The 26508-nt window shown below is 67.0% G+C and carries 30 protein-coding genes; 28 read left to right on the top strand and 2 right to left on the bottom strand.

Annotated features, from left to right (window positions below; genetic code table 11):
- Together A5663_RS23890 and A5663_RS21130 are read left to right on the top strand one after the other, a co-directional pair.
- Window positions 1-67, top strand: a 67-nt coding sequence (locus tag A5663_RS23890) for a hypothetical protein (RefSeq protein WP_369816681.1), incomplete at its 5' end; no start/stop codon positions are given.
- 23 nt (window positions 68-90) lie between these two features.
- A complete protein-coding gene (locus A5663_RS21130) occupies window positions 91-1305 on the top strand; it encodes an acyl-CoA dehydrogenase family protein (RefSeq protein ID WP_068153686.1) in 1215 nt (404 codons plus the stop codon).
- Window positions 1306-1330: 25 nt separating this feature from the next.
- Here the strand turns inward: A5663_RS21130 and A5663_RS21125 are convergent, their stop codons facing one another.
- Entirely contained in the window at window positions 1331-2329 is a 999-nt protein-coding gene (locus A5663_RS21125; RefSeq protein ID WP_068153685.1) for an acryloyl-CoA reductase, read from the bottom strand.
- 90 nt (window positions 2330-2419) lie between these two features.
- Complete coding sequence (locus A5663_RS21120) at window positions 2420-3397, bottom strand: esterase family protein (RefSeq protein WP_068153684.1); 978 nt, start codon at window positions 3395-3397, stop codon at window positions 2420-2422.
- A gap of 308 nt (window positions 3398-3705) precedes the next feature.
- Between A5663_RS21120 and A5663_RS21115 the strand changes: the two genes are divergently transcribed.
- The 26 genes from A5663_RS21115 to A5663_RS20990 form a co-directional block, all read left to right on the top strand.
- Window positions 3706-4254: a TetR/AcrR family transcriptional regulator gene (locus A5663_RS21115; RefSeq protein WP_068153688.1), complete on the top strand. Its 549-nt coding sequence runs from the start codon at window positions 3706-3708 to the stop codon at window positions 4252-4254.
- Between the two features lie 42 nt (window positions 4255-4296).
- Window positions 4297-5460: an acyl-CoA dehydrogenase gene (locus A5663_RS21110; protein WP_068153683.1), complete on the top strand. Its 1164-nt coding sequence runs from the start codon at window positions 4297-4299 to the stop codon at window positions 5458-5460.
- 15 nt (window positions 5461-5475) lie between these two features.
- On the top strand, window positions 5476-5865 hold the full coding sequence (locus A5663_RS21105) for a nitroreductase/quinone reductase family protein (protein WP_068153682.1): 390 nt from the start codon (window positions 5476-5478) through the stop codon (window positions 5863-5865).
- 86 nt (window positions 5866-5951) lie between these two features.
- A complete protein-coding gene (locus A5663_RS21100) occupies window positions 5952-7046 on the top strand; it encodes a homogentisate 1,2-dioxygenase (protein ID WP_068153687.1) in 1095 nt (364 codons plus the stop codon).
- An 8-nt stretch (window positions 7047-7054) separates the two neighbouring features.
- On the top strand, window positions 7055-8224 hold the full coding sequence (locus A5663_RS21095; RefSeq protein WP_197503500.1) for a S9 family peptidase: 1170 nt from the start codon (window positions 7055-7057) through the stop codon (window positions 8222-8224).
- Complete coding sequence (locus A5663_RS21090; protein ID WP_068153680.1) at window positions 8221-9426, top strand: CaiB/BaiF CoA-transferase family protein; 1206 nt, start codon at window positions 8221-8223, stop codon at window positions 9424-9426. The genes A5663_RS21095 and A5663_RS21090 overlap by 4 nt, the downstream gene beginning before the upstream one ends.
- Complete coding sequence (locus A5663_RS21085; RefSeq protein ID WP_068153679.1) at window positions 9423-10337, top strand: hydroxymethylglutaryl-CoA lyase; 915 nt, start codon at window positions 9423-9425, stop codon at window positions 10335-10337. Before A5663_RS21090 ends, A5663_RS21085 begins: the two co-directional genes overlap by 4 nt.
- Window positions 10338-10343: 6 nt before the next feature.
- The gene (locus A5663_RS21080; RefSeq protein ID WP_068153678.1) at window positions 10344-10964 is read left to right on the top strand and encodes a TetR/AcrR family transcriptional regulator; all 621 of its coding nucleotides are present in this window, start codon (window positions 10344-10346) and stop codon (window positions 10962-10964) included.
- A gap of 21 nt (window positions 10965-10985) precedes the next feature.
- On the top strand, window positions 10986-12224 hold the full coding sequence (locus A5663_RS21075; protein WP_068153677.1) for an acyl-CoA dehydrogenase family protein: 1239 nt from the start codon (window positions 10986-10988) through the stop codon (window positions 12222-12224).
- Window positions 12221-13183 carry a phosphotransferase family protein gene (locus tag A5663_RS21070; RefSeq protein ID WP_068153676.1) on the top strand — a complete coding sequence of 321 codons (963 nt, stop codon included), beginning with the start codon at window positions 12221-12223 and terminating at the stop codon, window positions 13181-13183. Before A5663_RS21075 ends, A5663_RS21070 begins: the two co-directional genes overlap by 4 nt.
- Window positions 13180-13518 (top strand): DUF6285 domain-containing protein, encoded by a 339-nt coding sequence (locus tag A5663_RS23685; protein ID WP_068153675.1) that lies wholly within the window; start codon window positions 13180-13182, stop codon window positions 13516-13518. The genes A5663_RS21070 and A5663_RS23685 overlap by 4 nt, the downstream gene beginning before the upstream one ends.
- Before the next feature lie 64 nt (window positions 13519-13582).
- Entirely contained in the window at window positions 13583-13963 is a 381-nt protein-coding gene (locus tag A5663_RS21060; protein WP_068153674.1) for a nuclear transport factor 2 family protein, read from the top strand.
- Between the two features lie 9 nt (window positions 13964-13972).
- Entirely contained in the window at window positions 13973-14506 is a 534-nt protein-coding gene (locus tag A5663_RS21055) for a YceI family protein (protein WP_068153673.1), read from the top strand.
- Between the two features lie 73 nt (window positions 14507-14579).
- Window positions 14580-14981: a response regulator transcription factor gene (locus A5663_RS21050; RefSeq protein WP_068153672.1), complete on the top strand. Its 402-nt coding sequence runs from the start codon at window positions 14580-14582 to the stop codon at window positions 14979-14981.
- 166 nt (window positions 14982-15147) lie between these two features.
- A complete protein-coding gene (locus A5663_RS21045) occupies window positions 15148-15522 on the top strand; it encodes an NADH-quinone oxidoreductase subunit A (protein WP_068153671.1) in 375 nt (124 codons plus the stop codon).
- Window positions 15513-16067, top strand: coding sequence for an NADH-quinone oxidoreductase subunit B family protein (locus A5663_RS21040; protein ID WP_015305533.1), 555 nt, complete (start codon window positions 15513-15515; stop codon window positions 16065-16067). Before A5663_RS21045 ends, A5663_RS21040 begins: the two co-directional genes overlap by 10 nt.
- Complete coding sequence (locus tag A5663_RS21035; RefSeq protein WP_068153670.1) at window positions 16064-16753, top strand: NADH-quinone oxidoreductase subunit C; 690 nt, start codon at window positions 16064-16066, stop codon at window positions 16751-16753. Before A5663_RS21040 ends, A5663_RS21035 begins: the two co-directional genes overlap by 4 nt.
- Window positions 16753-18111, top strand: coding sequence for an NADH dehydrogenase (quinone) subunit D (nuoD, locus tag A5663_RS21030; protein WP_068153669.1), 1359 nt, complete (start codon window positions 16753-16755; stop codon window positions 18109-18111). Before A5663_RS21035 ends, nuoD begins: the two co-directional genes overlap by 1 nt.
- Entirely contained in the window at window positions 18108-18971 is an 864-nt protein-coding gene (nuoE, locus tag A5663_RS21025) for an NADH-quinone oxidoreductase subunit NuoE (RefSeq protein WP_068153668.1), read from the top strand. Before nuoD ends, nuoE begins: the two co-directional genes overlap by 4 nt.
- The gene (gene nuoF / locus A5663_RS21020) at window positions 18968-20284 is read left to right on the top strand and encodes an NADH-quinone oxidoreductase subunit NuoF (protein ID WP_068153667.1); all 1317 of its coding nucleotides are present in this window, start codon (window positions 18968-18970) and stop codon (window positions 20282-20284) included. Before nuoE ends, nuoF begins: the two co-directional genes overlap by 4 nt.
- 40 nt (window positions 20285-20324) lie before the next feature.
- Window positions 20325-22724, top strand: a complete 2400-nt coding sequence (locus tag A5663_RS21015; RefSeq protein WP_068153666.1) for an NADH-quinone oxidoreductase subunit G — start codon at window positions 20325-20327, stop codon at window positions 22722-22724.
- Complete coding sequence (gene nuoH, locus A5663_RS21010; RefSeq protein ID WP_068153665.1) at window positions 22721-23965, top strand: NADH-quinone oxidoreductase subunit NuoH; 1245 nt, start codon at window positions 22721-22723, stop codon at window positions 23963-23965. Before A5663_RS21015 ends, nuoH begins: the two co-directional genes overlap by 4 nt.
- Window positions 23958-24503 (top strand): NADH-quinone oxidoreductase subunit NuoI, encoded by a 546-nt coding sequence (gene nuoI / locus A5663_RS21005; RefSeq protein ID WP_068153664.1) that lies wholly within the window; start codon window positions 23958-23960, stop codon window positions 24501-24503. Before nuoH ends, nuoI begins: the two co-directional genes overlap by 8 nt.
- A complete protein-coding gene (locus tag A5663_RS21000; RefSeq protein ID WP_068153663.1) occupies window positions 24500-25270 on the top strand; it encodes an NADH-quinone oxidoreductase subunit J in 771 nt (256 codons plus the stop codon). Before nuoI ends, A5663_RS21000 begins: the two co-directional genes overlap by 4 nt.
- Window positions 25267-25566, top strand: a complete 300-nt coding sequence (gene nuoK / locus A5663_RS20995) for an NADH-quinone oxidoreductase subunit NuoK (RefSeq protein WP_068153662.1) — start codon at window positions 25267-25269, stop codon at window positions 25564-25566. The genes A5663_RS21000 and nuoK overlap by 4 nt, the downstream gene beginning before the upstream one ends.
- Before the next feature lie 7 nt (window positions 25567-25573).
- A partial coding sequence (locus A5663_RS20990; RefSeq protein ID WP_156744594.1) for an NADH-quinone oxidoreductase subunit L occupies window positions 25574-26508 on the top strand: 935 nt, incomplete at its 3' end.

Here is a 26508-nt window from a genome sequence, read left to right as displayed (position 1 = left end):
CCCGGTCGAACGCTGGTACCGCGATTTGCGCGCCATCGGTGTGGCCGAGGGCGTCGTGGTCATCTAGGTCTTACGAGCGAAAGTCGACTCATGGCAATCAATTTGGAACTGCCCCGCAAGCTCGAGGCCGTCATCGAGAAGGCGCATCAGGGCGCCGCGGAGATGCTGCGACCGATATCGCGCAAATGGGATCTGCGCGAGCACGAATATCCGGTGGAACTCGATACTCTCGCCACGCTGTTCGAGGGCATCCAGGGTGCGAACGCGATCGCGTTCGCCGGTGCCGAGGCCTTCGCGGGTGGCGACGAACCCAAGGACGTCAACCACAACGGCGCGAACATGTCCGCAGTGCTCAACGTGATGGAGATCAGTTGGGGCGACGTGGCTTTGATGCTTTCAGTGCCCCGTCAGGGGTTGGGTAACGCCGCGATCTCCAGCGTCGCCACCAAGGAGCAGCTCGAGGGGCTCGGCAAGGACGTCTGGGCCGCGATGGCGATCACCGAACCCGGCTTCGGGTCCGACTCGGCCGCGGTGACGACGACGGCCAGGCTCGAGGGCGACGAGTATGTGATCAACGGCGAGAAGATCTTCGTCACCGCCGGGTCGCGGGCAACTCACATCGTGGTGTGGGCGACACTGGACAAATCGCTGGGCCGCGCGGCGATCAAGTCGTTCATCGTGCCGCGCGAGCATCCCGGCGTGTCCGTCGAGCGGCTCGAGGACAAGCTCGGCATCAAGGCCTCCGACACCGCTGTCCTCCGGTTCGACAACGCGCGCATCCCCAAGGAGAACCTGCTCGGCAGCCCGGAGATCCACGTGGAGAAGGGTTTCGCCGGGGTCATGGAGACCTTCGACAACACCCGGCCCGTCGTCGCCGCGATGGCTGTCGGCATCGCCCGGGCCGCGCTCGAGGAACTGCGCAAGATCCTCACCCAGGCGGGCGTCGAGATCTCCTACGACAAGCCGTCATACGCGCAGAGCGCGCCCGCAGCGGAGTTCCTGCGGATGGAATCCGATTGGGAGGCAGCCTATCTGCTGATGGTGCGTTCGGCGTGGCAGGCCGACAACGACATCCCCAACTCCAAGGAAGCGTCGATGGGCAAGGCGAAAGCCGGTCGCGTGGCCAGCGACGTCACTCTCAAGGCCGTAGAACTGGCGGGCACCGTCGGATACTCGGAGGTCACCCTGCTCGAGAAGTGGGCCCGCGACAGCAAGATCCTCGACATCTTCGAGGGCACTCAGCAGATCCAGTTGCTGGTGGTGGCGCGTCGCCTGCTCGGTCTGTCCTCGGCCGAGCTGAAGTAGGCCGGGTTCGCGGCGCTGCAGCGCGCTAGAAGCCGTCGTGCACCACGACTCTGGTCCGCCCGGTGACGCCGCCGCCGATGATCGTGCGCAACGTATGCGGCGCGTCGAGCACCGACACGTCTGTCGTGATGTCGGCGAGGTGTTTCGGCTTGAGCTCGCCTTCCAGCTGTGCCCAGATTTCGCGGCGCGGCTCGATCTCCAGCTGCACGGAGTCGATGCCTGCCAGGGTGACGCCGCGCAGAATGAACGGCATCACCGTCGTCGGGAGGTCGGCCGACCTCGCCAGGCCCGAGATCGCAGCGACGCCCGCGTAATTCAATGTGCTCAGGGCGTAAGCGAGCGTGTCGCCGCCGACGCTGTCCAAGACGGCCGCCCACTTCGATTTGCCGAGCGGACGCACCTTCTCGCCCTCTTCGGGTAGCCGACCGATCACCTGGTACGCGCCGAGGCCCATGAGATAGTCGTGTGCGTCCGCCTTGCCTGTCGAGGCGATCACCTCGTAGCCGAGGCCGGCCAGCAGGTCGACGCCGATGCTGCCGACTCCCCCGGTCGCCCCGGTGACCAGTACCGGGCCGTCCTGCGGTCGCACCCCATGTGCTCGAATCGCGTTGACGCTCATGGCCGCAGTGAATCCGGCGGTGCCGATCGCGGCGGCCTCCGCCGTCGTCAGCCCGTCGAGCTTGACCACATAGTCGGCCGGAAAACGGGCGGTGTCGGCGTACCCGCCGTGCCGTCCGGTGCCGATGTCGTAGCCGTGGGCGACGACTCGGTCGCCGACCGCGAATTCCGGCGACGAGGACGCCGTCACGGTGCCGGCCGCGTCGATGCCGGGAATCAGCGGATATGCGCGCGCGACACCACCTTTCGGCGTCACCGCCAGGGCGTCTTTGTAGTTGATGCCCGAGTACTCGACGGCGACCGTCACGTCACCGTCAGGCAGGTACGTGTCGTCGACGACTTCGTGGCGGAGGGTGATTTCTGCTTCGGCGTCCTGATGTGCGACCAAGGCGTTGACTGCGCTCATGGGCCTCATTGTTCACCTGGGCCCACGCCGAAGCCGCCGAACGCAAAAGTCCCCGGACGCTTCGGGGCGTCCGGGGACCTTCGACTTGGCTTAGGTGCCCAGGTGCGAGATCAGGTCGGGCTTCATCTGCTGAAGCTGCTGACCCCAGTACTCCCAGCTGTGCGTGCCGTACGCCGGGAAGTTGAACACGCCGTTCTTGCCGCCCGCGGCGATGTAGTTGTCGCGGAACGTGATGTTCGTCCGGATCGTCAGGCCCTCGAGGAATTCGGCGGGCATGTTCGCGCCACCGAGCTCGTTCGGCTTGCCGTTACCGCAGTAGACCCACAGCCGGGTGTTGTTGGCGACCAGCGCAGGGATCTGCAGCATCGGGTCGTTGCGCTTCCACGCACTGTTCGGGTCCTCGGTCCGGCCCCACATGTCGTTGGCCTTGTAGCCACCCGCGTCGCCCATCGCGACGTTGATCAGGAACGGCCACTGGCCTTCCGACGGGTTGAGGAACGCCGACAGCGCCCCGGCGTAGATGAACTGGTTGGGGTGGTAGACCGACAGGATCATCGCCGAGTTACCGGACATGGACAGGCCGACCGCGGCGTTGCCGCTGGGGGACACGCCCCGGTTGGCCGACAGCCACTGCGGCAGCTCGCTGGTCAGGAACGTCTCCCACTTGTAGGTCTGGCAGCCGTTCTTGCCGCACGCCGGCGCATACCAGTCCGAGTAGAAGCTCGACTGGCCGCCCACCGGGAGGATCAGTGACAGCGGCGTCTCGTAGAACCACTCGAACGCCTGGGTCTCCAGGTCCCAGCCGTTGAAGTCGTCGCGGGCGCGCAGGCCGTCGAGCAGGTACACCGCCTTGGAGCCGGTGCCCTTCTGGAACTGCACCTTGATATCGCGGCCCATCGACGGTGAGGGCACCATCAGGTACTCGACCGGCAGGCCGGGCCGGGAGAACGCCCCGGCGGTGGCCGACTGGCCGGTCAGGCTCACCACGCCGGGCAGCAGTGCCGCCGCGATGGCTGCCACCGCGAAGCGCCGAGCCCACGGGCCACGAATCTTGTCAATCAAGCTCATTCTGCAAGTCCATCCATCTTCCGGTGCCGCTTACGAGGCCGTTCCGTCTGCGATCGAGCGATCGCCATCGACACCACAGCAACTTTTTCACTGCGATGTCATGCCCGCTCGACTGAGCCCGGGGCCGCCGAACGGACCGAGAAAATTTCAGTTGTCGCGTGAGCAGTAAAACATGATGATCAGCACAGGAGAAATCCTCCCCCATGTCGCGCGGCGCGTCGCAGGGCGGATTGTTATTGACGTCAACGTCGGCCGAGCAGCCGTCGCGGACCGCGGCGGCCGCGTTCCCGGACCGTAGGCTTTTCAGCATGGCAACGCCCCGACGCACCGTCGAGGACTGGATTCAAGCCGGTTTTTCGATTCTCGCCGAGCAGGGCATCGAAGGCCTCAAGCTGGATTCGCTGTGCGCCCGGGTCGGGGCGACCAAAGGCAGTTTCTACTGGCACTTCACCGATATGGCCGGTTATCGGGGGGCGCTCATCGAGGCGTGGGGCGAGGTGCGCGACGCCGATCGCAAGCATTTCGCCACGCTGAGGGAGCTGGCGCCGCGGCAGCGGTTGTCGCAAATGATGGCGGCACTGGTCGACGCCCGGCACTGGCCCCTCGAACGCGCGATGCGGGAATGGGCGCGCACCGATGCCGCGGTAGCCGCGGGCGTGCGGGCATCGGACGCCCGCGTGCTGGAAGCGGTTCGGCAGGCGTTCGTCGATCACGGCTTCGACTCGGACGAGGCCGACTTGCGCGCCAACGCCACATTCGCCGCCGGAATCGGCTTCTTGCACCTCTCGCGTTCGAAGGCCAGCGCGAAGGTCGTGGCGGGTCGGGAACGGTTCCTCGACATCATGCTCGCCGACTGAGCCGGGACGTTCCATACAAAAAAGTATGGTAGCGTCCTGCGCATGACCGCCGCCTCGGCCACGTCACTGGTCGACGCCGAGTTCGTGGCCCGGCTCGCCAAACGTGCGCCGCAGGCCGAACGGCTGCGCCGGCTGCCGCCCGAAACGATCGACGAACTGACCGCCTCAAACCTCACCGACCTGCTGGTGCCCGCGCGCTACGGCGGCCTGCAGGCGCCGCTACCGGCGATTCTGGATCCGGTGCGACGAATGGCGCACGGCTGCGCGTCGACCGCGTGGACCGTCGGCTTCTACATCCTGCACAACTGGATGCTCGCGCTGTTCGACGAGCGCGCCCAGGACGAGGCGTTCGCGGTCCGCCCGTTCCTGGCGCCCGCTCCCCTGGCCCCGACCGGTCGAGGGCTGCCGGTCGAAGGCGGGATAGGGCTCAGCGGCCGGTGGTCGTGGGCCACCGGCGTGATGCACGGGAACTGGATCATCGTCGGTGCGCTGTGCGGCGCCGACGACGAGATCTATCCCGCACTCGCGTTGCTGCCGATCGACGAGGTGGTGATCGACGACGTCTGGCACACCGACGGTATGCGGGCCACCGGTTCCAACGACGTGGTGATCAGCGACGCCTTCGTCCCACAGCATCGCCTGGCCCGGGTCTCCGACATCTACGGCGGGACTGCCCCGGGCGCCGCGCTGCACGATGCGGACACCTATCGCTGGCCGATGGTGCCCGCGCTGGCGCTGCTGGCGGCGATGCCGGCGCTCGGCAGCGCCGAACGGGTCGCCGAGATCTACGCCGAGCGCCTCTCCGAACGCGTCCTGGCTTACGAAGGCGTCATGCAGAAGGACAAGCCGATCGCCCAGGCTCGCCTCGGCGAGGCCGAGGTCCGGTTACGGGCGCTGCGCGGCTTACTGGCCGACACGGTGGGCGAACTGGAAACCGTCGTCGCCACCGGCGATCCGGTGCCGCGGCCGGTTCGGGGGGCGGCGCGGATGGCGGCGGCGCACATCGTGCACGAATCCCGGGAGGTCATCGGGTTGTTGCTCGAGGCGTCCGGGGCCAGCGCCCATTTCGTCGACAACCCGCTGCAGCGGATCAAGCGCGACGTCGACGTGCTGGCCGGCCACGTCATCTTCGACTACGACACGAGCCGGGAACTCGCCGGAGCGCTCAGACTGGGTATGAAGGTGTCGCGAACCGCGATGGTGTGAACCGAAGGGGTGACAATGGCCGACGATCTGCGCGATCGGACCACGAAGCTGTTCCAGAAGAACGTCGCGAACCGGCTGATGAAGGTGTTGCCGTTCCAGACGCTGCTCGAAACGACGGGCCGCAAGTCGGGTCAACCCCGGCGCACCCCGCTCGGCGGGCGCCGGGAGGGCAACGCGTTCTGGTTCGTCTCCGAGTTCGGCGAGAAGTCGCACTACGTCAAGAACATCAAGGCCAATCCCGCAGTGCGGGTGAGACTTAAGGGCAAGTGGCACAAGGGCACTGCCCACTTGGTTCCCGACGACGATCCGCAAGAGCGGTTGCGCTCGCTGCCGCAGTTCAACAGCTTCGGTGTGCGGACCTTCGGCACGAACCTGTTGAGCATCCGGGTCGATCTGGAGGATTGACTCTGTACCGGAAGTAAAACTAAACTCAGTTTCACTTCTGTGGCCGCCATTGTTGCGGCCCGCCGGTGTCGACGATGGAGCGAACCATGGAATCGTTTGTCCACCTCCGCAAGGGCCGCACCCCCAAGCGACTGCACGCCGACCTCGACGGGCTCAAGGACGACGAGCTCGGCCGCGGCGGGTTCGTCGGCCGGACCGCGAACATCTACCGCCGCCACGACCCCACCGCATATCGCGCGTCCGGTCCGCTGCGCCCGGTCGATGTGATGAGCAGTGAGCTCAAACCCAGCGACGCCACCGACGCCGCCGGCACTCCCCTGCTGCTCTTCAGCAATGCGGACTGCCGGATCTCGTTGAGCCGGCGCAGCGAGGAGATGCCGTTCTTCGTGCGCCATGTCGACGGTGACCTGCTCGCGTTCGTGCACCGCGGTGCGGGCCTGCTCGAGACGGAGTTCGGGCCCCTTCACTACCGCGAGGGCGACTGGGTCTACATGCCGAAAGCGACGACCTGGCGGCACGTTCCCGACAGCGAGACCACGCTGCTGATGGTCGAAGCGGCCGACGAGTTCCGTGTGCCGCCCCCGGGACCGCTCGGTCGGCATTTCCCGTTCGACCCGTCGCAGGTCACCGTTCCGGAACCGCAGCCGATCGAGGACGACGACCGGGCCGAGTACGAAGTCCGTCTCGTGCACGAGGGCGGCCCGACATCCCTTTTCTACCAACACAATCCGTTGGACGTCGAAGGGTGGCGTGGCGACAACTTCCCGTTCACGTTCAACATCGCCGACTACAACGTCATCGCCAGCGAGAGTGTGCACCTGCCGCCGACAGTGCACCTGTTCATGCAGGCGACGGGCGTGGCGGTGATGAACTTCCTGCCGCGGCCCGCCGAAAGCGTGCCCGGCACCGAACGACCGCCGTGGTATCACCGCAACGTCGACTACGACGAGGTCTCGTTCTTCCACGGCGGGGACCTCTTCGGCATTCCCATGCCGCCCGGTCTGGTCAGCCATGCCCCGCAAGGCGTGCACCACGGCGCGCCCGAGAAGGCCCGGGAGCGGGCGCGGCGCAAGTTCGACGAACAGGACCGCGTCGGTTGGTACGTCATCTCGATCGACGCGACCAGACGACTGACCCCGTCGCCCGAGGTGCTGGCACACGATCTCGGGCAGCACGCATGACGACCGCGGTGAAGAATGAATACGACCGCATCCCCTATCTCGTTGCCTACCAGAACACTTCGGGGGTGCGTGACGTCTACGGCGGCGTGGCCGAACTGGTGGTGCTCGAAAGCTACCTGCTGCGGCCCAAGGACAAGCCCTCCGACACCGTGCTGGTCTTCATGCACCCGATCGGCGGTGGTGCGTACCTGCCGATGATCAACGCGCTGGCGCGGGCGGGGCATCACGTCATCTACTGCAACAGCCGCTTTCGCGGTACCGACTCCGCGCTGCTGATGGAGAAGGTCGTCGAGGACCTCGGCGAGTGCGTCAAGGACGCCAAGAACCGGTTGGGCTACTCGAAGGTGGTGCTGGCCGGCTGGAGCGGGGGCGGTTCGCTGTCGGTGTTCTACCAGCAGCAGGCGCAGCACCCCACGGTCACCGCCAGCCCGTCGGGCGACGGCCCTGACCTGACCAAGCTCAACCTGATCCCCGCCGACGGAGTGATGCTGCTGGCCGCGCACATCAGCCGCCACGGCACCATGACCGAGTGGCTCGACGCGTCGATCCTCGACGAGTCCGATCCCACCAAGCGCGACCCCGAACTCGACCTCTACAACCCCGACAACCCGAACCAGCCGCCCTACAGCCAGGAGTTCCTCGACCGCTACCGGCAGGCGCAGATCGACCGCAACCGCCGAATCACTAAGTGGGTCAAGGCCAAACTGGCTGAACTCAAGGCAGCCGGCCGGCCCGACGACGAGTTCGCGTTCGTCGTCCACGGCACCATGGCCGACCCCCGCTGGCTGGACCCGACCGTCGACCCGAACGAACGCGAACCCGGCACCTGTTATCTGGGCGATCCCGCTGTGGTCAACAACAGCCCGGTCGGACTCGCCAGGTTCTGCACACTGCGCAGCTGGCTGTCGCAATGGAGCTACGACGACGCCAACGGCGACGCGGTGCGGTGCGGCCCGGATATCGCGGTGCCGACGCTGGTGATCGGCAACCTCGCCGACGACGCCTGCACCCCCAGCCATACGCGCCGGCTGTTCGAGGCGATCGGGCATCATGACAAGGAGATGCACGAGATCCCGGGCGCGAACCACTACTACGCCGGCCCCGACCAGCGCGACAAGCTGCGGCAGGCGGTCGGCGTCGTCACCGACTGGCTGCACAGGCACGGTTTCTCGCAATGACGGTGACGGGTCCGCTGGACGGCATCCGTGTGATCGAGGTCGGCACGCTGATCTCCGGGCCCTTCGCCGGGCGGCTGCTCGGCGACCTCGGCGCCGAGGTGATCAAGGTCGAGCCGCCGGGTGCGCCGGATCCGCTGCGCACGTGGGGACAAGCCGAACTCGATGGACACCACTTCTTCTGGACGGTGCACGCGCGCAACAAGAAGGCGGTGACGCTCAACCTGCGGACCGAGGCAGGGCGGACGCTGTTCCTGGAGTTGGTCGAGCGCTCCGACATCATCGTGGAGAACTTCCGGCCAGGCACGCTCGAAAAATGGAACCTCGGCTACGACGTGCTGCGCGAGCGTAACCGCGGCATCATCCTGGTCCGCGTCTCCGGTTACGGGCAGACCGGCCCCGAAGCCCACAAGGCGGGGTACGCCTCCGTCGCCGAGGCGGCCAGCGGGCTGCGGCACATGAACGGGTTTCCCGGCGGCCCGCCACCGCGGCTGGCCCTGTCGCTGGGCGACAGCCTCGCTGGCATGTTCGCCGCCCAGGGCGCACTGGCGGCGCTGTACCGTCGTTCGGTCACCGGCGATGGCCAGGTGGTCGACGCGGCCTTGACCGAATCCTGCTTGGCCGTCCAGGAATCGACGATCCCCGACTACGACGTCGGCGGCGTGGTGCGCGGCCCGTCGGGCACCCGGCTGGAGGGTATCGCGCCCTCGAACATCTACCGCAGCGCCGACGGCAGTTGGGTGGTGATCGCGGCCAACCAGGACACCGTTTTCCGGCGGCTGTGCGCGGCGATGGGCCGCCCCGAACTGGCCGTCGACGACCGGTTCGCCAACCACGTGGCCCGCGGGCGCAACCAGGACGAACTGGACAAGATCATCGGCGACTGGGCCGCTGACCGCCAGCCGGCCGACATCATCGAAACCCTCAGTGCTGCAGGCGTGATCGCAGGACCGATCAACACGGTCGCCGAGGTGGTCGAGGATGCGCAGTTCGCCTCGCGCGGAATGATCGCCGATCACTACGACGAGCGGATCGGCCGAAACGTCAAGGGCCCCGGTGTCGTCCCGGTGCTGTCGGAGACACCGGGCACCATCCGGTTCGCCGGCTCGTCGCGGCCAGGTCAGCACAACGACGAGATCTACCGCGACCTGTTGGGCCGAAGTGCGGACGAACTCAACGCGTTGCGGGCGGAAGGAGTGCTGTGACCGAACTGCCTTCGCATGTGGACATTCGTGACGTCTCGCTGCGCGACGGCCTGCAGATCGAAGAGCCGATTGCCCTGTCCGACAAGCTCGAACTGCTCGCAGCTGTGGCGGCGGCAGGTGTGCGCGAGATGGAAGCGACCGCATTCGTCTCGCCCTCGAAGGTGCCCGCGCTGGCCGACGCGGCCGAACTCGCGTCGCACCTACAGCAGTTCCGCGACTCGCATGGCATCGACTTTTCGGCGTTGGTCGCCAGTCCCAACGGCGCCAAACGCGCGATCGCCGCGGGGCTGACGTCGATCGAGTACGTGGTGTCTGCATCCGACGGCCACAGTCGGGCCAACGTCGGCCGTACCGCGGCGGAGTCCACGGCGCTGATACCGGAGATCACCGCGATTGCGCACGACAGCGGCGCAACCGTCGAGGTGATCGTCGCGACCACGTGGGATTGCCCGTTCGACGGCCCCACACCGCATCAGCGGGTGATCGACGTGATCACCACCGCCTTGGCGAGCGGTGTCGACCGGTTGGCGATCGCCGACACGATCGGCACCACCACGCCGCGCCGAGTCAGCCAGACGATCGAAGAACTGCGCCCGCTGATCGGCGACGTGCCGCTGGGCGCGCACTTCCACAACACCCGCGGATCCGGGCTCGCCAGCGCGTACGCCGCCGTCAGCGCCGGGGTGACCCGACTGGACGCCTCGGTGGGCGGCCTCGGCGGGTGCCCTTTTGCGCCGGGCGCGAGCGGCAACATCGCCACTGAAGACCTCGTATACCTGTTGCGCGACAGTGGTGTTCACGTCGATGTCGACCTGGACGCCGCGATCGACGCAGCCGGTGTGGCGCAGCGCCTCGTCGGTCACGAGCTACCGAGCTCGCTGCTCCGGGCCGGCGACCGGATTCTGGGCTGAGCCGGCGTGCCGACCGGACCGTCAGGGACACTGAGCGCCAAGGGGCGCCAAACCCGCGAGGCGATCGAGACCGCGGCTCGCAAGTTGTTCGCCGAACGCGGCTTTCACGGTACGACGTTGAGTGACATCACGTCGGCGGCGGGCAAGTCGACCGCCGTGTTCTACCGCTACTTCACCGACAAGGAAGACCTGCTGGCGGTGCTCGCCCAGTCGTTCCTGCGCGACGTGGTCGAGCCCTCCTGGGCGGGCCTGGACCTGCCCGGCTCACCGGATGACGACGCGTTCTTCCGGACGGTCGTCACCGGTTACTGGAACATGTTCAAGCAGAACATCGGCATCATGATCGCCGTCGCTCAGCTCGCGGGCACGCAACCGCGATTCGCCGCCGTGCAGAACGAGTTCCGGCGCTTCGGGATCGACATCGTCGCGGCGTCGGTGCGCCGGGCGCAGGAGCAGGGCTACAGCGCCGAACTCGATCCCGAGCACACCGCCGCGGCGATCGCGCTGCTCTTCGAGAACTTCACGACCGTGTTCGTCGGGACGTCCGGCCTCGGCGTCCAGATCACCGACGAGGACGCCGTGGCCACGCTGTCGACGATCTGGAAGAAGACGCTCTACGGGTTCTGAACGCCCGGAAAGGACATCACCGTGGATTTCTCCCTGCCCGACCATCTGCCCGGTCTGCTCGACGAGATGGACGCCTTCATCGAAGCCGAGATCAAACCGCTCGAACGCGAGCACATCCAGTACTTCGACAAGCGCCGCGAACACGCCCGCACCGACTGGGACAACGGCGGTATCCCGCGACGGGAATGGGAGGACCTGCTCGGCGAGATGCGCCGTCGCGCAGACAAGGCGGGCTGGCTGCGCTACGGCCTGCCGTCACAGTTCGGCGGGCGCGACGGCAGCAACCTCGACATGGCCGTCATTCGAGAACATCTGGCGCACAAGGGACTCGGCCTGCACAACGACTTGCAGGACGAGTCGTCGATCGTCGGCAACTTCCCTCAGGTCATCATGATGGACCGGTTCGGCACTGACGCGCAGAAAGCCGAGTGGACCGAGGCGCTGATCACCGGCGAGCGGTCGATGGCGTTCGGCCTGACCGAACCCAACCACGGATCGGACGCCACCTGGCTGGAGTCCGTCGCGGTGCGCGACGGTGACGGGTGGGTGATCAACGGCAGCAAGCGATGGAACACCGGCGTGCACCGGGCCACCCACGATTTGATCTTCGCGCGCACCTCCGGTGAACCAGGTCAGGCGCGGGGCATCACGGCGTTCCTGGTGCCGACGGACACTCCCGGATTCACGGTGCCGTACTACTGGTGGACGTTCAACATGCCCACCGATCACGGTGAGGTCGAACTGGCCGACGTCCGCGTGCCCGCCGACGCGGTGCTCGGCGAAGTGGACCGTGGCCTCGAGGTCGGACAGACCTTCCTGCACGAGAACAGGATCCGCCAGGCCGCCAGCAGCCTCGGCGCGGCCCAGTACTGCATCGACAGGGCGGTGTCATACGCCAAGGAGCGCAACGTGTTCGGCAAACCGCTGGCGGTGAACCAGGCCGTGCAGTGGCCGCTGGTGGAACTGCAGACCGAGGCGCAGATGGTGCGGCTGCTGGTGTACTACGCGGCATCCGAACTGGACCGCAACCACCACATGGAGGTCTCCGACAAGGTGTCGATGGCAAACTACCGGGCCAATCGACTGGTATGCGAGGCTGCGGACCGGGCCATGCAGGTGCTCGGCGGGCTCGGCTACAGTAGGCACGAGCAGCTCGAGCACATCTACCGCCACCACCGCCGGTACCGGATCACCGAAGGGGCCGAGGAGATCCAGATCCGGCGGGTCGCCCAGCGGCTGTTCGGGTTCGGGCGCAAGTGAAGGACCGACTCGAGGCCGTCCTGCGACCGATTCTCGGTGACGATGTCGCCGTCGAAAATCTGCGTGCACTGACCGGCGGCGCGAGTCGTACGACATGGGCCTTCGACGCGGTGACCTCGGACGGGGACCGTGCGCTGATTCTGCGCACCGGGCCACCCGACGATGTACACGCTTCGATGGAACTGGAGGCGCGTGTGCAGCAGCGTGCGGCGGCGGCCGGAGCGGCGGTCCCGCACATCCTGACCGCCGACAACTCCACCGCCGCGCTGGGCAACCCGTATCTGATCTGCGAGGCCATCGACGGCGAGACGATCGTCCGGCGAATCCACCGAGCGCTCGACGACAGCGCCCGTGCGCGGCTGCTGGACCAGTGCGCGCAGGCGCTGGCCGCCATTCACCGCGCCGATCATCACGGTATCGGTGTGCCGCCGTCGGACCAGCTCGCCGAGTGGCGTGACCGACTCGACGAGATGGGCGACACCACAGCCACTTTCGAGTGGGCGTTCCGCTGGCTCAGCGCCAATCGTCCCGCTCCGTCACGACAGGTGCTGGTGCACGGCGATTTCCGGATGGGCAACTTGATCGTCGACCCGTCCGGCCTGGCGGCTGTCCTCGATTGGGAGCTGGTGCACCTCGGCGAGGTGTACGAGGACCTGGCGTGGTTCTGCATCCGGGCCTGGCGGTTCGGCGCGCCGGAAGAACTCGGCGCCGGCGGCCTCGGCAGCGTCGAAACCTTTCTCCGGGCATACGAATCCGCCGCGGGCGAGACTCTCGACCGCGACACGTTCCGGTGGTGGCTGACCGTGGCTACGCTCCGCTGGGGAGTCATCTGCCGGTTTCAAGCCGAACGCCACCTGTCGGGCCAGACGCCGTCGGTGGAGCTGGCCGCGATCGGCAGGCGGGTCAGCGAAACGGAATGGGACGTGCTGGATCTGCTGGAGGGAAGGGGTCCCCGATGAGCTGGCTGTACGGCCGGCCGAGCGCGGCCGAACTCGTCGCCGTCGTCGCGGGATTCCTGGAAAACGACGTGCGCGACGCGACGGGGTCCGAGGGTCGGCTCAACTTCCACGCTCGCGTCGCCGCCAACGTGCTGCGCATCGTCGAACGCGAACTGTCCGACACATCGGCTTCGGAGGTCACCGACGCGCTCGCCGCGATCGGCTATCGCGACGAACCGCACCTGGCCGCCGCGATCCGTGCCGGCGAACTCGACGGCAGAGAGCCCGACGTGCTGCCGGTGCTGCGCACGATCGTGGGGCATCGACTCGACGTCAACCACCCCGGTTACCGGTGACTTGTGAGTGTTTTCGATCGGCGAGCGATCATTTTCACGCACAAATCGCGGTTAAAGTAGGGCCGTGACCGTCGTCGATGTGGCCGATCGCCTGTTCCAGGCGATCGAGTCCGGCGACCACGACGCGATCGACCAGCTGTGGGACGACGACATCGTCGTGTGGAAGGTCGCTGACCGGGACCGCGCCAAGGACTCGGCGCTACGGGTCCTGCACTGGTTCATCGGCACCACGACGCAGCGGCGGTACGAGATTCTCGATCGGCAGCTGTTCGAAGGCGGCTTCGTCCAGCAGCACGTTCTGCACGCGACCGGCCGCAATGGCGGGGTCATCGCAATGCGAGTCGGCATCGTGATCAAGCTCGGCGACAACGGGCTGATCAGCCGGATCGACGAGTACTTCGACCCAGCGGAGATCGCCCCGCTGCTCGAGTCGAGCGAAGCCTGAGGAGATGACATGGCAAGCCTGAGTGAGTTTTTCAGCGATCCAGCCTCGGCGGGGACGTGGAGGCTCGATCCGGGCCAGTCCACCATCGCGGTGAAGGCCAAGTCGATGTGGGGCCTGGTGCCCGTCAAAGGCCGCTTCACCGAATTCAGCGGTGAAGGCCAACTGACCTCTCCGCAAACGGTTTCCGGCCGTATCGACATCAACGCCGCATCCCTTCGCACCGGAATCGGCAAGCGCGACGCGCATCTGCACTCCGCAGATTTCTTTGCGGCCGAAGAGTTTCCGGAGATCACCGTAGTCGTGTCCGGGGCCGATGCGGTCGACGGCGAAACCGTCGACCTGCGCGCCGAGCTGACGATCCGAGGCACCACCAAACCGCTGACACTGCGAACGAAGGTCGCGCCGGTCGGTGACGGCGGGATGCGACTCGTAACCAAAGCCACCGTCAACCGGCAGGACTTCGGCGTCGACGGCAACCTCGTCGGGATGATCGGTGACAACGCGACGATCTCCGGCGACTTGGTCTTCCGACACGCGCACTAGCCGTACGACGATCAAGCGGCTGAAAAGCCGCGTTGAGGAGTCCGGCGATTAGAACTAGCCGTACCATCGCCGCATGGTCGAGTCATCGCGTCCGCTGCGGGTCCTCGTCTACAGCGACAACCCCAGGACCCGAGAAGAGGTCCGGTTGGCACTCGGCAAGCGGGTGCACCCGGAGTTGCCCGAGCTGTCCTACTTCGAGGTGGCGACCGGCCCCATGGTCATTCGACAGATGGACCAGGGCGGCTTCGACCTGGTGATCCTCGACGGTGAGGCCACCCCGACCGGAGGGTTGGGAATCGCCAAGCAGCTCAAGGACGAGATCGCCGATTGTCCGCCGGTCCTGGTGCTCACCGGCCGCCCGGACGACGCATGGTTGGCCCGGTGGTCGCGCGCGGAAGCAGCGGTGCCGCACCCCATCGACCCGATCCGGCTCGGGGACGCCGTGGCGTCGCTGTTGCGCACTCTGGTGCGATAGCTAGAAATCACGTATTCGCCTGTCGCACTTGCTCATTGAGGGCATGACGACATAGCCAGGCGTTGCCAATAGCGATACTAACCAAAAGGTGTGGCGCGCATCCCAAAGCCCGCTAGGGTGTGGGTAAGCTCACATCGAACAGCCCACGAGGGAGCGTTTGCTCGGTATGGATTTGTACACGCCAATCCTGGTGCTTGGCGCTATTGCGGCTGCCTTTGCGGTCGGCTCGGTCGGCATTGCTCTGCTGGTCGGCCCGCGGCGCTACAACCGCGCCAAGCTCGAGGCCTATGAATGCGGTATCGAGCCGGTGGCGCACGGCGGCCCGTCCGGTCAGCCCGCCGGCCAGCGGTTTCCGATCAAGTACTACCTGACCGCGATGTTGTTCATCATCTTCGACATCGAGATCGTGTTCCTCTACCCGTGGGCGGTGGCCTTCGACAGTCTGGGGCTATTTGCGCTGGTAGAGATGCTGCTGTTCATGGCAACGGTGTTCGTGGCCTACGCCTACGTGTGGCGGCGGGGGGGTCTGGCATGGGACTAGAGGAGAAACTGCCGGGCGGAATCCTGCTGTCCACGGTCGAGAAGGTCGCCGGCTACATCCGCAAGGGATCGCTGTGGCCTGCGACGTTCGGGCTGGCCTGCTGCGCGATCGAGATGATGGCGACGGCAGGCCCGCGGTTCGACATCTCCCGTTTCGGCATGGAGCGGTTCTCGGCGACCCCGCGGCAGGCCGACCTGATGATCGTCGCGGGCCGGGTCAGCCAGAAGATGGCCCCGGTGTTGCGGCAGATCTACGACCAGATGGCCGAACCGAAATGGGTGTTGGCGATGGGCGTCTGCGCGTCGTCGGGCGGCATGTTCAACAACTACGCGATCGTGCAGGGCGTCGATCACGTCGTGCCGGTCGACATCTACCTGCCCGGTTGCCCGCCGCGTCCGGAGATGCTGCTGCACGCGATCCTGAAGCTGCACGACAAGATTCAGGAGATGCCACTCGGCGTGCATCGCGAAGAGGCCATCCGGGAAGCCGAGCAGGCCGCACTGGCCGTCACTCCGACGATCGAGCTCAAGGGCCTGTTGCGATGAGCGAGGCGGACGGCAACGGTGCGGGGGGCGCACCGGAGATCATCGGCGTGCGCCGCGGCATGTTCGGGGCGAGGGGAACGGGCGACACCTCGGGCTACGGTCGCCTGGTCAGGCCGGTGGCGCTTCCGGGGAGCTCGCCGCGGCCCTACGGGGGCTATTTCGACGACGTCGTCGACCGGCTCGAGGAGGTGCTCGGCGAGGACGGTTACGCCGCCTCCATCGAGCGCGTGGTCGTCTACCGCGACGAGCTCACGCTCGAGGTGCAGCGCGAACAACTGCCGGTGGTGGCGCAGGCGCTGCGCGACGACCCGCAGCTGTGCTTCGAACTCTGCCTCGGGGTGAGCGGAGTGCACTACCCCGGCGACGCCGAGCGTGAACTGCACGCCGTCTACCCGCTGATGTCGATCACCCACAACCGGCGGATCCGGCTGGAGGTCGCCGCGCCGGACGCCGACCCGCACATCCCGTCGCTGTTCGCGGTGTATCCGACCACCGACTGGCACGAACGCGAAACCTACGACTTCTTCGGCATCATCTTCGACGGCCACCCCGCCCTCACCCGCATCGAGATGCCGGACGACTGGGTGGGCCATCCGCAACGCAAGGATTACCCGTTGGGCGGCATTCCGGTGGAGTACCACGGCGCCGAGATCCCGCCGCCCGATCAGCGGAGGGCCTACAGCTGATGAGCATTTCGCACGTCCCGCCCACGCAGGGCGGCACCTCGTCGGCGGGCGAGTCGGGCAACGAGACGGTTGTCGTTGTGGGCGGCCAGGATTGGGACCAGGTGGTCGAACTGGCCAAGCAAGCCGCCGCGTCGCACGCCGGCGAGCGGATCGTCGTGAACATGGGCCCGCAGCACCCCTCGACCCACGGTGTGCTGCGGCTCATCCTCGAGATCGAGGGCGAGACGATCATCTCGGCGCGGTGCGGAATCGGCTACCTGCACACCGGGATCGAGAAGAACCTCGAGTTCCGCAACTGGACGCAGGGCGTCACCTTCGTGACGCGGATGGACTACCTGTCGCCGTTCTTCAACGAGACGGCCTACTGCCTCGCCGTCGAGAAGCTGCTCGGTGTCACCGACGCGATCCCGGAGCGGGCCAGCGTCATCCGCGTCATGATGATGGAGCTCAACCGGATTTCGTCGCACCTCGTCGCGTTGGCGACCGGCGGCATGGAACTCGGCGCGATGAGCGCGATGTTCTACGGATTCCGTGAGCGCGAACTGATCCTGTCGGTCTTCGAGACCGTCACCGGCCTGCGGATGAACAGCGCGTACGTGCGTCCCGGCGGGGTCGCGGTGGACCTGCCCGACGAAGCGATCCCCCAGATCCGCGACCTGCTGGAGTTGATGCCCAAGCGGCTCAAGGATCTCGAGGACCTGCTCAACGAGAACTACATCTGGAAGGCCCGCACGCTGGGCATCGGCTACCTCGACCTGACCGGCTGTATGGCGCTCGGCATCACCGGGCCGTGCCTGCGTTCCACCGGCCTGCCACACGACCTGCGGCGCGCCCAACCCTATTGCGGCTACGAGACTTACGACTTCGACGTCATCACCGACGACGGCTGCGACTCCTACGGCCGGTACCTGATCCGGGTGAAGGAGATGCGTGAGTCGTTGAAGATCGTCGAGCAGTGTATGGACCGCCTCAGGCCGGGACCCGTGATGATCGAGGACAAGAAGCTGGGCTGGCCGGCCGACCTGAAAGTCGGTCCCGACGGGCTGGGGAACTCCCCCGAGCACATCGCGAAGATCATGGGCCATTCGATGGAGGGTCTGATTCACCACTTCAAACTGGTCACCGAGGGGATCCGGGTTCCTGCCGGCCAGGTGTACGTCGGAATCGAGTCTCCCCGAGGCGAACTCGGTGTGCACATGGTCTCCGACGGCGGCACCCGCCCCTATCGGGTGCACTACCGGGATCCGTCGTTCAACAACCTGCAGGCGGTCGCGGCGATGTGTGAGGGCGGAATGGTCGCCGACGCGATCACCGCGGTGGCGTCGATCGACCCGGTGATGGGTGGGGTGGACAGATGAGCGTATTCCTCGAGCTCGGTCAGCGACCCGACGAACCCGGCCCGCCGATCCACGGGCCGGCGTCGTATCCGGACGACGTGACCGCGAGACTGGCCGTCGACGCCGAGAAGATCATCGCGCGCTATCCGCAGTCACGGTCGGCGCTGCTGCCGCTGCTGCACCTCGTGCAGTCCGAGGACGGCTGCCTGACGTCGGCCGGTATCTCGTTCTGCGCCAAGCAGTTGGGATTGACCGACGCCGAGGTCACCGCGGTGGCCACCTTCTACTCGATGTACCGGCGCACGCCGACCGGCGACTACCTCGTCGGAGTCTGCACGAACACGCTGTGCGCGGTCATGGGCGGCGACGCGATCCTCGAGGCGCTGCAGGACCATCTCGGCGTGCACGCCGGCCAGACGACAGCCGACGGCCGCATCACCCTCGAACATGTCGAGTGCAACGCGGCATGCGACTACGCGCCGGTGGTGATGGTCAACTGGGAGTTCTTCGACAACCAGACCCCTTCCTCGGCACGCGAACTCGTCGACGGACTGCGCGCCGGTGAACCCCAGGAACCGACCCGCGGCGTGACGCTGTGCACGTTCCGCGAGACCGCGCGCACGCTGGCCGGGTTGCCCGATCCGCGCTCCGGTGGCGGCAGAATCGGCGATGCCACGCTCGCGGGCCTGCGGGTGGCGCGCGAACGCGGCATGCAAGCGCCCGACGCGAACACGGGGACGGCCTCCGGCGGTGCGCCCGACGACGAGAAGGCCGCGGCCGAAGCCACCCAGAACGCGTCCGCACCCGGCCCCTCGGCGACTGTTCCGCCCAAGCCGGACACCACCGAAACCAACCCGGACGCAACGGATTCGCGCGCATGACAGCTCTGACACCCGTACTCAGCCAGTTCTGGGACGAACCCGAACCCTGGTCACTGGACACCTATCGCAGGCACGGCGGGTATCGCGCGCTGGAGCGGGCGCTGGCGATGGACCCCGACGACGTGATCGCGCTGGTGAAGGACTCCGGGCTGCGCGGGCGAGGCGGCGCAGGCTTCCCGACCGGAACGAAGTGGTCGTTCATCCCGCAGGACGACACCGGCGCGGGCGCCAAGCCGCACTACTTGGTGATCAACGCCGACGAGTCGGAACCCGGTACGTGCAAAGACATCCCGTTGATGTTGACGACGCCGCACTTCCTCGTCGAGGGAGCGATCATCGCGGCCTATGCGATTCGCGCGCACCACGCCTTCATTTATCTTCGCGGTGAGGTGGTGCCCGTGCTGCGGCGCTTGCACGCCGCGGTCGCCGAAGCGCACGAGGCCGGTTTCCTCGGCAATGACATCCAAGGTTCGGGCTTCGACCTGGAACTGATTGTGCATGCCGGCGCGGGCGCCTACATCTGCGGCGAGGAGACCGCGCTGCTGGACTCGCTGGAGGGCCGCCGCGGCCAGCCCCGGCTGCGGCCACCGTTCCCGGCGGTGGCGGGCCTGTACGCCTGCCCAACCGTCGTCAACAACGTCGAGTCGATCGCCAGCGTGCCGCCCATCCTGCTCAACGGCGTGGACTGGTTCCGGTCGATGGGCACCGAGAAGTCGCCAGGGTTCACGCTGTACTCGCTGTCGGGTCACGTCACGACACCGGGCCAGTACGAGGCGCCGCTCGGCATCACGCTGCGCGAACTGCTCGAGTATGCGGGCGGTGTCCGCGCCGGACACACGTTGAAGTTCTGGACGCCGGGCGGCTCGTCTACCCCGCTGCTGACCGACGAACATCTCGACGTGCCACTGGATTACGAAGGGATGGCGAGCGTGGGCACCATGCTCGGCACCAAGGCGCTGCAGATCTTCGACGAGACCACCTGCGTGGTGCGGGCGGTGCGCCGCTGGACGGAGTTCTACGCCCACGAATCGTGCGGCAAGTGCACGCCGTGCCGAGAAGGCACGTACTGGCTGGCCCAGATCTACGAGCGCCTCGAGACGGGCGCCGGCACGGAGGCCGACATCGACAAGCTGCTCGACATCTCCGACAACATCTTCGGGAAAGCGTTCTGTGCGCTGGGCGACGGTGCGGCGGCCCCGATCATGTCCTCCATCAAGTACTTCCGCGACGAGTATGTGGCGCATCTGGACGGCGGGTGTCCGTTCGACCCGCACGCCTCCACGCTGATGGCGACCGAAGGGGCGGCGGTGTGATGGCGCGTTGTCATCGCGAGACGAGGGGGTGGACGTCCCAGTGACGCAGACAGCAGACACCGGCGCCAATACCTCGGCCACCGAGGTGGAGATGGTCAGCGTCGTCATCGACGGGGTGGACGTCAGTGTGCCCAAGGGCACGTTGGTGATTCGCGCTGCCGAACTGATCGGGATCCAGATCCCGCGGTTCTGCGATCATCCACTGCTCGACCCCGTGGGCGCGTGTCGCCAGTGCCTCGTCGAGGTGGAGGGCCAGCGCAAACCGATGGCGTCGTGCACCACCACCTGCACACCCGACATGGTGGTGAAGACGCAGTACACCTCGCCGGCGGCCGACAAGGCGCAGCAGGGTGTCATGGAGTTGCTGCTGATCAACCATCCGCTGGACTGCCCGGTGTGCGACAAGGGCGGCGAATGCCCGTTGCAGAACCAGGCGATGTCCAACGGTCGCGCCGAAACCCGCTTCGAAGACGTCAAGCGCACCTTCCCCAAGCCGATCAACATCTCCTCGCAGGTGCTGCTGGACCGCGAGCGGTGCGTGCTGTGCGCGCGCTGCACCCGCTTCTCCGAACAGATCGCCGGTGACCCGTTCATCGATCTGCTCGAACGCGGCGCGCTGCAGCAGGTCGGCATCGCGCCGGGCGAGCCGTTCCAGTCGTACTTCTCGGGCAACACCGTGCAGATCTGCCCCGTCGGCGCGCTGACCGGAGCGGCGTACCGGTTCCGGGCGCGGCCGTTCGACCTGGTGTCGAGCCCCAGCGTGTGCGAACACTGCGCGTCGGGATGCGCCCAGCGCACAGACCACCGGCGCGGAAAAGTGCTGCGCCGCTTGGCCGGTGACGAGCCGCAGGTCAACGAGGAGTGGAACTGCGACAAGGGCCGCTGGGCGTTCACCTACACCACCCAGGGTGACCGGATCACCACCCCGCTGATCCGCGACGAGGACGGCAAGCTGCGGGCCGCGTCGTGGTCCGAGGCCCTCGCGGTGGCCGCCAACGGCCTGGCGGCCGCCAGCGGAAGCGCCGGCGTGCTCGTGGGCGGGCGGATGACCGTCGAAGACGCCTACGCGTATTCGAAGTTCGCGCGAATCGTGCTCAACACCAACGACATCGACTTCCGCGCCCGACCGCACAGCCCCGAAGAGGCCGACTTCCTGGCCGCTCACGTCGCCGGGCAACCGATGACCGTGACGTACACCGACCTGGAGAACGCGCCGGCGGTACTGCTGGCCGGGTTCGAGCCGGAAGAGGAATCGCCGATCGTGTTCCTGCGGCTGCGCAAAGCGGCGCGCAAGAAAGGGCTACAAGTCCTCTCCATCGCGCCGTTCGCGACCCGCAGCCTGGCCAAGCTACGTGGCCGACTGGTCGCAACGGTGCCGGGTGGCGAGGCCGCCGCATTCGACGCGCTGTCCGACGACCCGCAGTTGAAGCTGCCGGGCGCCGTCATCATGCTCGGCGAGCGGCTGGCCACCTCGCCCGGAGCGCTCTTTGCGGCAAGCAGATTGGCGGCGGCGACCGGCGCCCGGCTGGCCTGGGTGCCGCGACGGGCCGGCGAGCGGGGCGCGACGGAGGCCGGTGCGTTGCCCAACCTGCTGCCCGGCGGGCGGCCCATCGGTGACGACGCAGCCCGAGCGCAGACCGCCGCGGCATGGCACGTCGGCGACCTGCCGAACACGCCGGGCCGGGACACCACCGCCATCCTGGAGGCCGCACGCAGCGGCGAACTGGGCGCCCTGCTCGTCGGCGGGGTGGAGGTCGCCGATCTGCCGGATCCCGCCGCGGCAATGGCGGCGATCGAGTCGGCGCCGTTCGTGGTCAGCCTCGAGCTGCGCGAAAGCGCGGTGACCGCCGTCGCCGACGTCGTGTTCCCGATCGCACCGGTGGTCGAGAAAGCCGGTTCGTTCCTGAACTGGGAGGGCCGGCTTCGCCCGTTCCAGCCGTCGCTGAAGACGAACGCGATTCCCGATCTGCGGGTGCTGAACTTCCTGGCCGACGAGATCGGGGTGGCGCTGAACCTGCCGAACGCGTCGGCGGCCGGCGAGGAGATGTCGCGGCTGGGGATGTGGGCCGGCCGACGCCCGGCCGCGCCGGACCTCGCGCCGTCGGAGCCGCCTGCGCCGGCCGCGGGCCAAGCAGTGCTCTCCGGTTGGCGCATGCTTCTCGACGAGGGTCGACTGCAGGACGGGGAGCCGCATCTGGCCGGCACCGCCCGCGCGCCGGTGGCGCGGCTGTCGGCAACAACAGCCGCCGAAATCGGTGTGGCAGAAGGCGAGTTGGTGGCCGCGCGGACACCGCGTGGATCGATCACGCTGCCGTTGGCCATCACCGACATGGACGACCGGGTGCTCTGGCTACCGCTGAACTCCCCCGGTTCGGCGGTCCATCAAAGCCTGGGCGTCTCCCCCGGAGACGTCGTGTCGATCGGGCGGGCCGAGCCGTGATCCATCCCGACCCGACACTGTTCGGACACGACCCCTGGTGGCTGATCGTCGGCAAGGCGGTCGCGATCTTCGCGTTCCTGATGCTGTCGGTCCTCTCGGCGATCCTGATCGAGCGCAAGCTGTTGGGACGCATGCAGATGCGGTTCGGCCCCAACCGCGTCGGTCCGAAAGGGCTGCTGCAGTCACTGGTGGACGGCGTCAAGCTGGCGCTCAAAGAGGGCCTGATCCCCGCCGGGGTTGACAAGTTCGTCTACCTTGCGGCGCCGGTCATCTCGGCGGTGCCCGCGTTCATCGCGTTCGCGGTCATCCCGATGGGCGGAGAGGTTTCGGTCTTCGGTCACCGCACCGCGTTGCAGCTGACCGACATGCCCGTCGCGGTGCTGTACATCCTCGCCGCCACCTCGATCGGCGTGTACGGGATCGTGTTGGCCGGCTGGGCATCCGGCTCGACGTACCCGCTGCTCGGGGGAATTCGTTCGAGCGCACAGGTCATCTCCTACGAGATCGCGATGGCGCTGTCTTTCGTGGCCGTCTTCATCTACGCCGGCACGATGTCGACGTCCGGCATCGTGGCCGCGCAAGACGGTGTCTGGTTCGTCTTCCTGCTGCTGCCGTCCTTTCTGGTCTACGTCACCTCGATGGTCGGCGAAACCAACCGTGCGCCTTTCGATCTGCCCGAGGCCGAGGGTGAGCTCGTCGGTGGCTTCCACACCGAGTACTCCTCGATCAAGTTCGCGATGTTCATGCTGGCCGAGTACGTCAACATGACGACGGTGTCCGCGCTGGCGACCACGATGTTCCTCGGCGGATGGCACGCGCCGTGGCCGATCAACATGTGGGACGGCGCCAACACCGGCTTCTGGCCGTTGCTGTGGTTCATCGCCAAGGTGTGGGGCTTCATGTTCCTGTTCTTCTGGCTGCGAGCCACGCTGCCCAGGATGCGCTACGACCAGTTCATGGGCCTGGGCTGGAAGGCCCTCATCCCGTTCTCGTTGGCGTGGATCATGATCGTCGCCACGGCGCGGGCGCTGCGCAACGAGGGCTTCGCCCAAGTCACGACGACCGTGGCCTCACTCGGCACCATCGTCGCGCTGCTGATCGTCGTCACCGTGTGGCGGTCGTTGCGCCGCAGAGACATCCGCACGATTCCCGAGCAGAGGCTCGATCCGGAGATCTTCCCAACGCCGCCGCTGCCGACCACCGAGAAGCCGACCGCCACCAAGGAGCGAGCCAATGCCTAAGTTCCTCGACGCGTTAGCAGGTTTCGCGGTCACGTTCGGGACGATGTTCAAGAAGCCGATCACCGAGGAGTATCCGGAGAAACCGGGACCGGTCGCGAAGCGCTATCACGGCCGCCACCAACTGAACCGGCATCCGGACGGGCTGGAGAAGTGCATCGGCTGTGAACTGTGCGCCTGGGCATGTCCCGCCGACGCCATCTACGTCGAGGGCGCCGACAACACCGAAGACGAACGCTATTCGCCGGGCGAACGTTACGGGCGCGTCTACCAGATCAACTATCTGCGCTGCATCGGGTGCGGGCTGTGTATCGAAGCCTGCCCCACCCGCGCGCTGACGATGACCAACGACTACGAGATGGCCGACGACAACCGCGCCGACCTGATCTGGGGCAAGGACAAGCTGTTGGCGCCGTTGCGCTCGGGCATGCTGGCGCCGCCGCATCCGATGGCACCGGGCACCACCGATGACGACTACTACCTGGGCAATGTCGGGCCCGTCACCCAGGCTGCCGACAAAGTCGCCGGAGACGCGCGATGAGGCTTGACGTGCTCGCGGCCGTCGCCGCCGACGCGCCCGGGCACACCTCCACCACCGAGGCCGTGCTGTTCTGGGTGCTGGGAGCCGTCGCGGTGCTCGGCGCGCTCGGGGTCGTGATCGCGCCGAAAGCGGTGTATTCGGCGATGTTCCTGGCCACGACGATGATCGTGCTGGCCGTGTTCTACATCTCCCAGGGTGCGCTGTTCCTCGGCGTCGTGCAGGTCGTGGTCTACACCGGCGCGGTGATGATGCTGTTCCTGTTCGTGCTGATGCTCATCGGCGTCGACTCCTCGGAGTCGCTGGTGGAAGCCATTCGCGGACAACGGGTTGCCGCGATCGTCGTCGGAGTCGGCTTCGGGATCCTGCTCATCGGCGGCATCGGCAACGTCTCGGCCGGGGGCTTCGCCGGCCTCGGGCAAGCCAATGCGGGCGGCAATGTCGAGGGTCTGGCGGCGCTGATCTTCGTCCGGTACCTGTGGGCTTTCGAGTTGACCAGCGCACTGCTGATCACCGCTGCGCTCGGCGCGATGGTGCTCGCGCACCGGGAGCGCTTCGAGCGCCGCAAGACCCAGCGCGAACTCGCCGAGGAACGGTTCCGGCCCGGCGGATATCCGACGACGTTGCCCAATCCCGGTGTGTTCGCGCGCAACAACGCCGTCGACATCGCGGCCCGACTGCCCGACGGCTCCGGGTCGGACCTGTCCGTCAGCCCGATCCTGCAGAAGCGGACGGTTACCGCGACCAACGGCACAGGGGGCGGGGAATGAATCCCGACAACTATCTTTATCTGTCGGCGCTGTTGTTCACGATCGGTGCGGGCGGAGTGTTGCTGCGGCGCAACGCCATCGTGATGTTCATGTGCGTCGAACTGATGCTGAACGCGGCGAACCTCGCGTTCGTGTCGTTCTCCCGCATGCACGGCCAGCTGGACGGCCAGGTCGTCGCGTTCTTCACCATGGTGGTCGCGGCCTGCGAGGTGGTGGTCGGCCTCGCCATCATCATGACCATCTTCCGCGCCCGCCAGTCGGCCTCGGTCGACGAGGCCAGTCTGCTGAAACACTAGAGGAGCGATGACGATTCCTGTTTGGCTGACCATCGCGCTGCCGCTGGCCGGCGCGGCGATCCTGCTGCTCGGCGGGCGCCGGACCGACGGCTGGGGACACCTGCTGGGCTGTGCCGCGGCGATCGCCTCGTTCGTCGTCGGCGCGGTGCTGTTCACCGGCATGCTGGGCCGCGACGCCGAACACCGCGCGGTTCACGAGGGGCTGTTCTCCTGGGTGCCGGTCGCGGGGCTGCAGGTCGACTTCGGGCTTCAACTCGACCAGCTGTCCATGTGTTTCGTGCTGCTGATCACCGGCGTCGGCTCGCTCATCCACATCTACTCGGTCGGCTACATGGCCGAAGACCCGGGGCGGCGGCGCTTTTTCGCGTACCTGAACCTGTTCCTGTCCGCGATGCTGCTGCTGGTGCTCGCCGACAACTATCTCGGGCTGTATTTCGGTTGGGAGGGCGTCGGTTTGGCGTCCTACCTGCTGATCGGTTTCTGGACGCACAAGCCGTCGGCGGCCACGGCGGCCAAGAAGGCGTTCGTCGCGAACCGCGTCGGCGACATGGGCCTTGCCATCGCCTTGATGGTGATGTTCGCCTACCTGGGGACGATCTCCTTCAACGGCGTCTTCGCCGCCGCGCCCGGGGCCAGTGAAGGTGTGCTGACCGCGATCGGGCTGCTGTTGCTGCTCGGCGCGTGCGGGAAGTCGGCACAGGTTCCGCTGCAGTCCTGGCTCGGTGACGCGATGGAGGGTCCGACACCGGTGTCGGCGCTGATCCACGCCGCCACGATGGTGACCGCGGGTGTCTACCTGATCGTGCGGTCCGGGCCGGTGTTCGACCTGGCGCCGACCGCACAGCTGGGCGTCGTCATCGTCGGTGCGGTCACCCTGCTGTTCGGCGCGATCATCGGCTGCGCGAAAGACGACATCAAGAAAGCGCTTGCGGCGTCGACGAT

The sequence above is a fragment of the Mycobacterium sp. E740 genome, assembly GCF_001672895.1.
In the GTDB taxonomy this organism is placed as follows: domain Bacteria; phylum Actinomycetota; class Actinomycetes; order Mycobacteriales; family Mycobacteriaceae; genus Mycobacterium.
Note: the sequence above shows the minus strand (reverse complement) of the source record. Positions and strands in the feature narration are given on the sequence as shown.

Excerpts from the sequence above, each read along its gene's own strand:
- A5663_RS21035 (WP_068153670.1), top strand. The coding sequence starts at position 16,064 with ATGAGCGAGGCGGACGGCAACGGTGCGGGGGGCGCACCGGAGATCATC.
- A5663_RS21000 (WP_068153663.1), top strand. The coding sequence starts at position 24,500 with ATGAGGCTTGACGTGCTCGCGGCCGTCGCCGCCGACGCGCCCGGGCAC.
- A5663_RS21130 (WP_068153686.1), top strand. The coding sequence starts at position 91 with ATGGCAATCAATTTGGAACTGCCCCGCAAGCTCGAGGCCGTCATCGAG.
- nuoD (WP_068153669.1), top strand. The coding sequence starts at position 16,753 with ATGAGCATTTCGCACGTCCCGCCCACGCAGGGCGGCACCTCGTCGGCG.
- A5663_RS21105 (WP_068153682.1), top strand. The coding sequence starts at position 5,476 with ATGGCCGACGATCTGCGCGATCGGACCACGAAGCTGTTCCAGAAGAAC.
- nuoK (WP_068153662.1), top strand. The coding sequence starts at position 25,267 with ATGAATCCCGACAACTATCTTTATCTGTCGGCGCTGTTGTTCACGATC.
- A5663_RS21100 (WP_068153687.1), top strand. The coding sequence starts at position 5,952 with ATGGAATCGTTTGTCCACCTCCGCAAGGGCCGCACCCCCAAGCGACTG.
- A5663_RS23685 (WP_068153675.1), top strand. The coding sequence starts at position 13,180 with ATGAGCTGGCTGTACGGCCGGCCGAGCGCGGCCGAACTCGTCGCCGTC.
- A5663_RS21045 (WP_068153671.1), top strand. The coding sequence starts at position 15,148 with ATGGATTTGTACACGCCAATCCTGGTGCTTGGCGCTATTGCGGCTGCC.
- nuoF (WP_068153667.1), top strand. The coding sequence starts at position 18,968 with ATGACAGCTCTGACACCCGTACTCAGCCAGTTCTGGGACGAACCCGAA.
- A5663_RS21050 (WP_068153672.1), top strand. The coding sequence starts at position 14,580 with ATGGTCGAGTCATCGCGTCCGCTGCGGGTCCTCGTCTACAGCGACAAC.
- A5663_RS21115 (WP_068153688.1), top strand. The coding sequence starts at position 3,706 with ATGGCAACGCCCCGACGCACCGTCGAGGACTGGATTCAAGCCGGTTTT.
- nuoI (WP_068153664.1), top strand. The coding sequence starts at position 23,958 with ATGCCTAAGTTCCTCGACGCGTTAGCAGGTTTCGCGGTCACGTTCGGG.
- A5663_RS21110 (WP_068153683.1), top strand. The coding sequence starts at position 4,297 with ATGACCGCCGCCTCGGCCACGTCACTGGTCGACGCCGAGTTCGTGGCC.
- A5663_RS21125 (WP_068153685.1), bottom strand. The coding sequence starts at position 2,329 with ATGAGCGCAGTCAACGCCTTGGTCGCACATCAGGACGCCGAAGCAGAA.
- nuoE (WP_068153668.1), top strand. The coding sequence starts at position 18,108 with ATGAGCGTATTCCTCGAGCTCGGTCAGCGACCCGACGAACCCGGCCCG.
- A5663_RS21120 (WP_068153684.1), bottom strand. The coding sequence starts at position 3,397 with ATGAGCTTGATTGACAAGATTCGTGGCCCGTGGGCTCGGCGCTTCGCG.
- A5663_RS21055 (WP_068153673.1), top strand. The coding sequence starts at position 13,973 with ATGGCAAGCCTGAGTGAGTTTTTCAGCGATCCAGCCTCGGCGGGGACG.
- A5663_RS21090 (WP_068153680.1), top strand. The coding sequence starts at position 8,221 with ATGACGGTGACGGGTCCGCTGGACGGCATCCGTGTGATCGAGGTCGGC.
- A5663_RS21040 (WP_015305533.1), top strand. The coding sequence starts at position 15,513 with ATGGGACTAGAGGAGAAACTGCCGGGCGGAATCCTGCTGTCCACGGTC.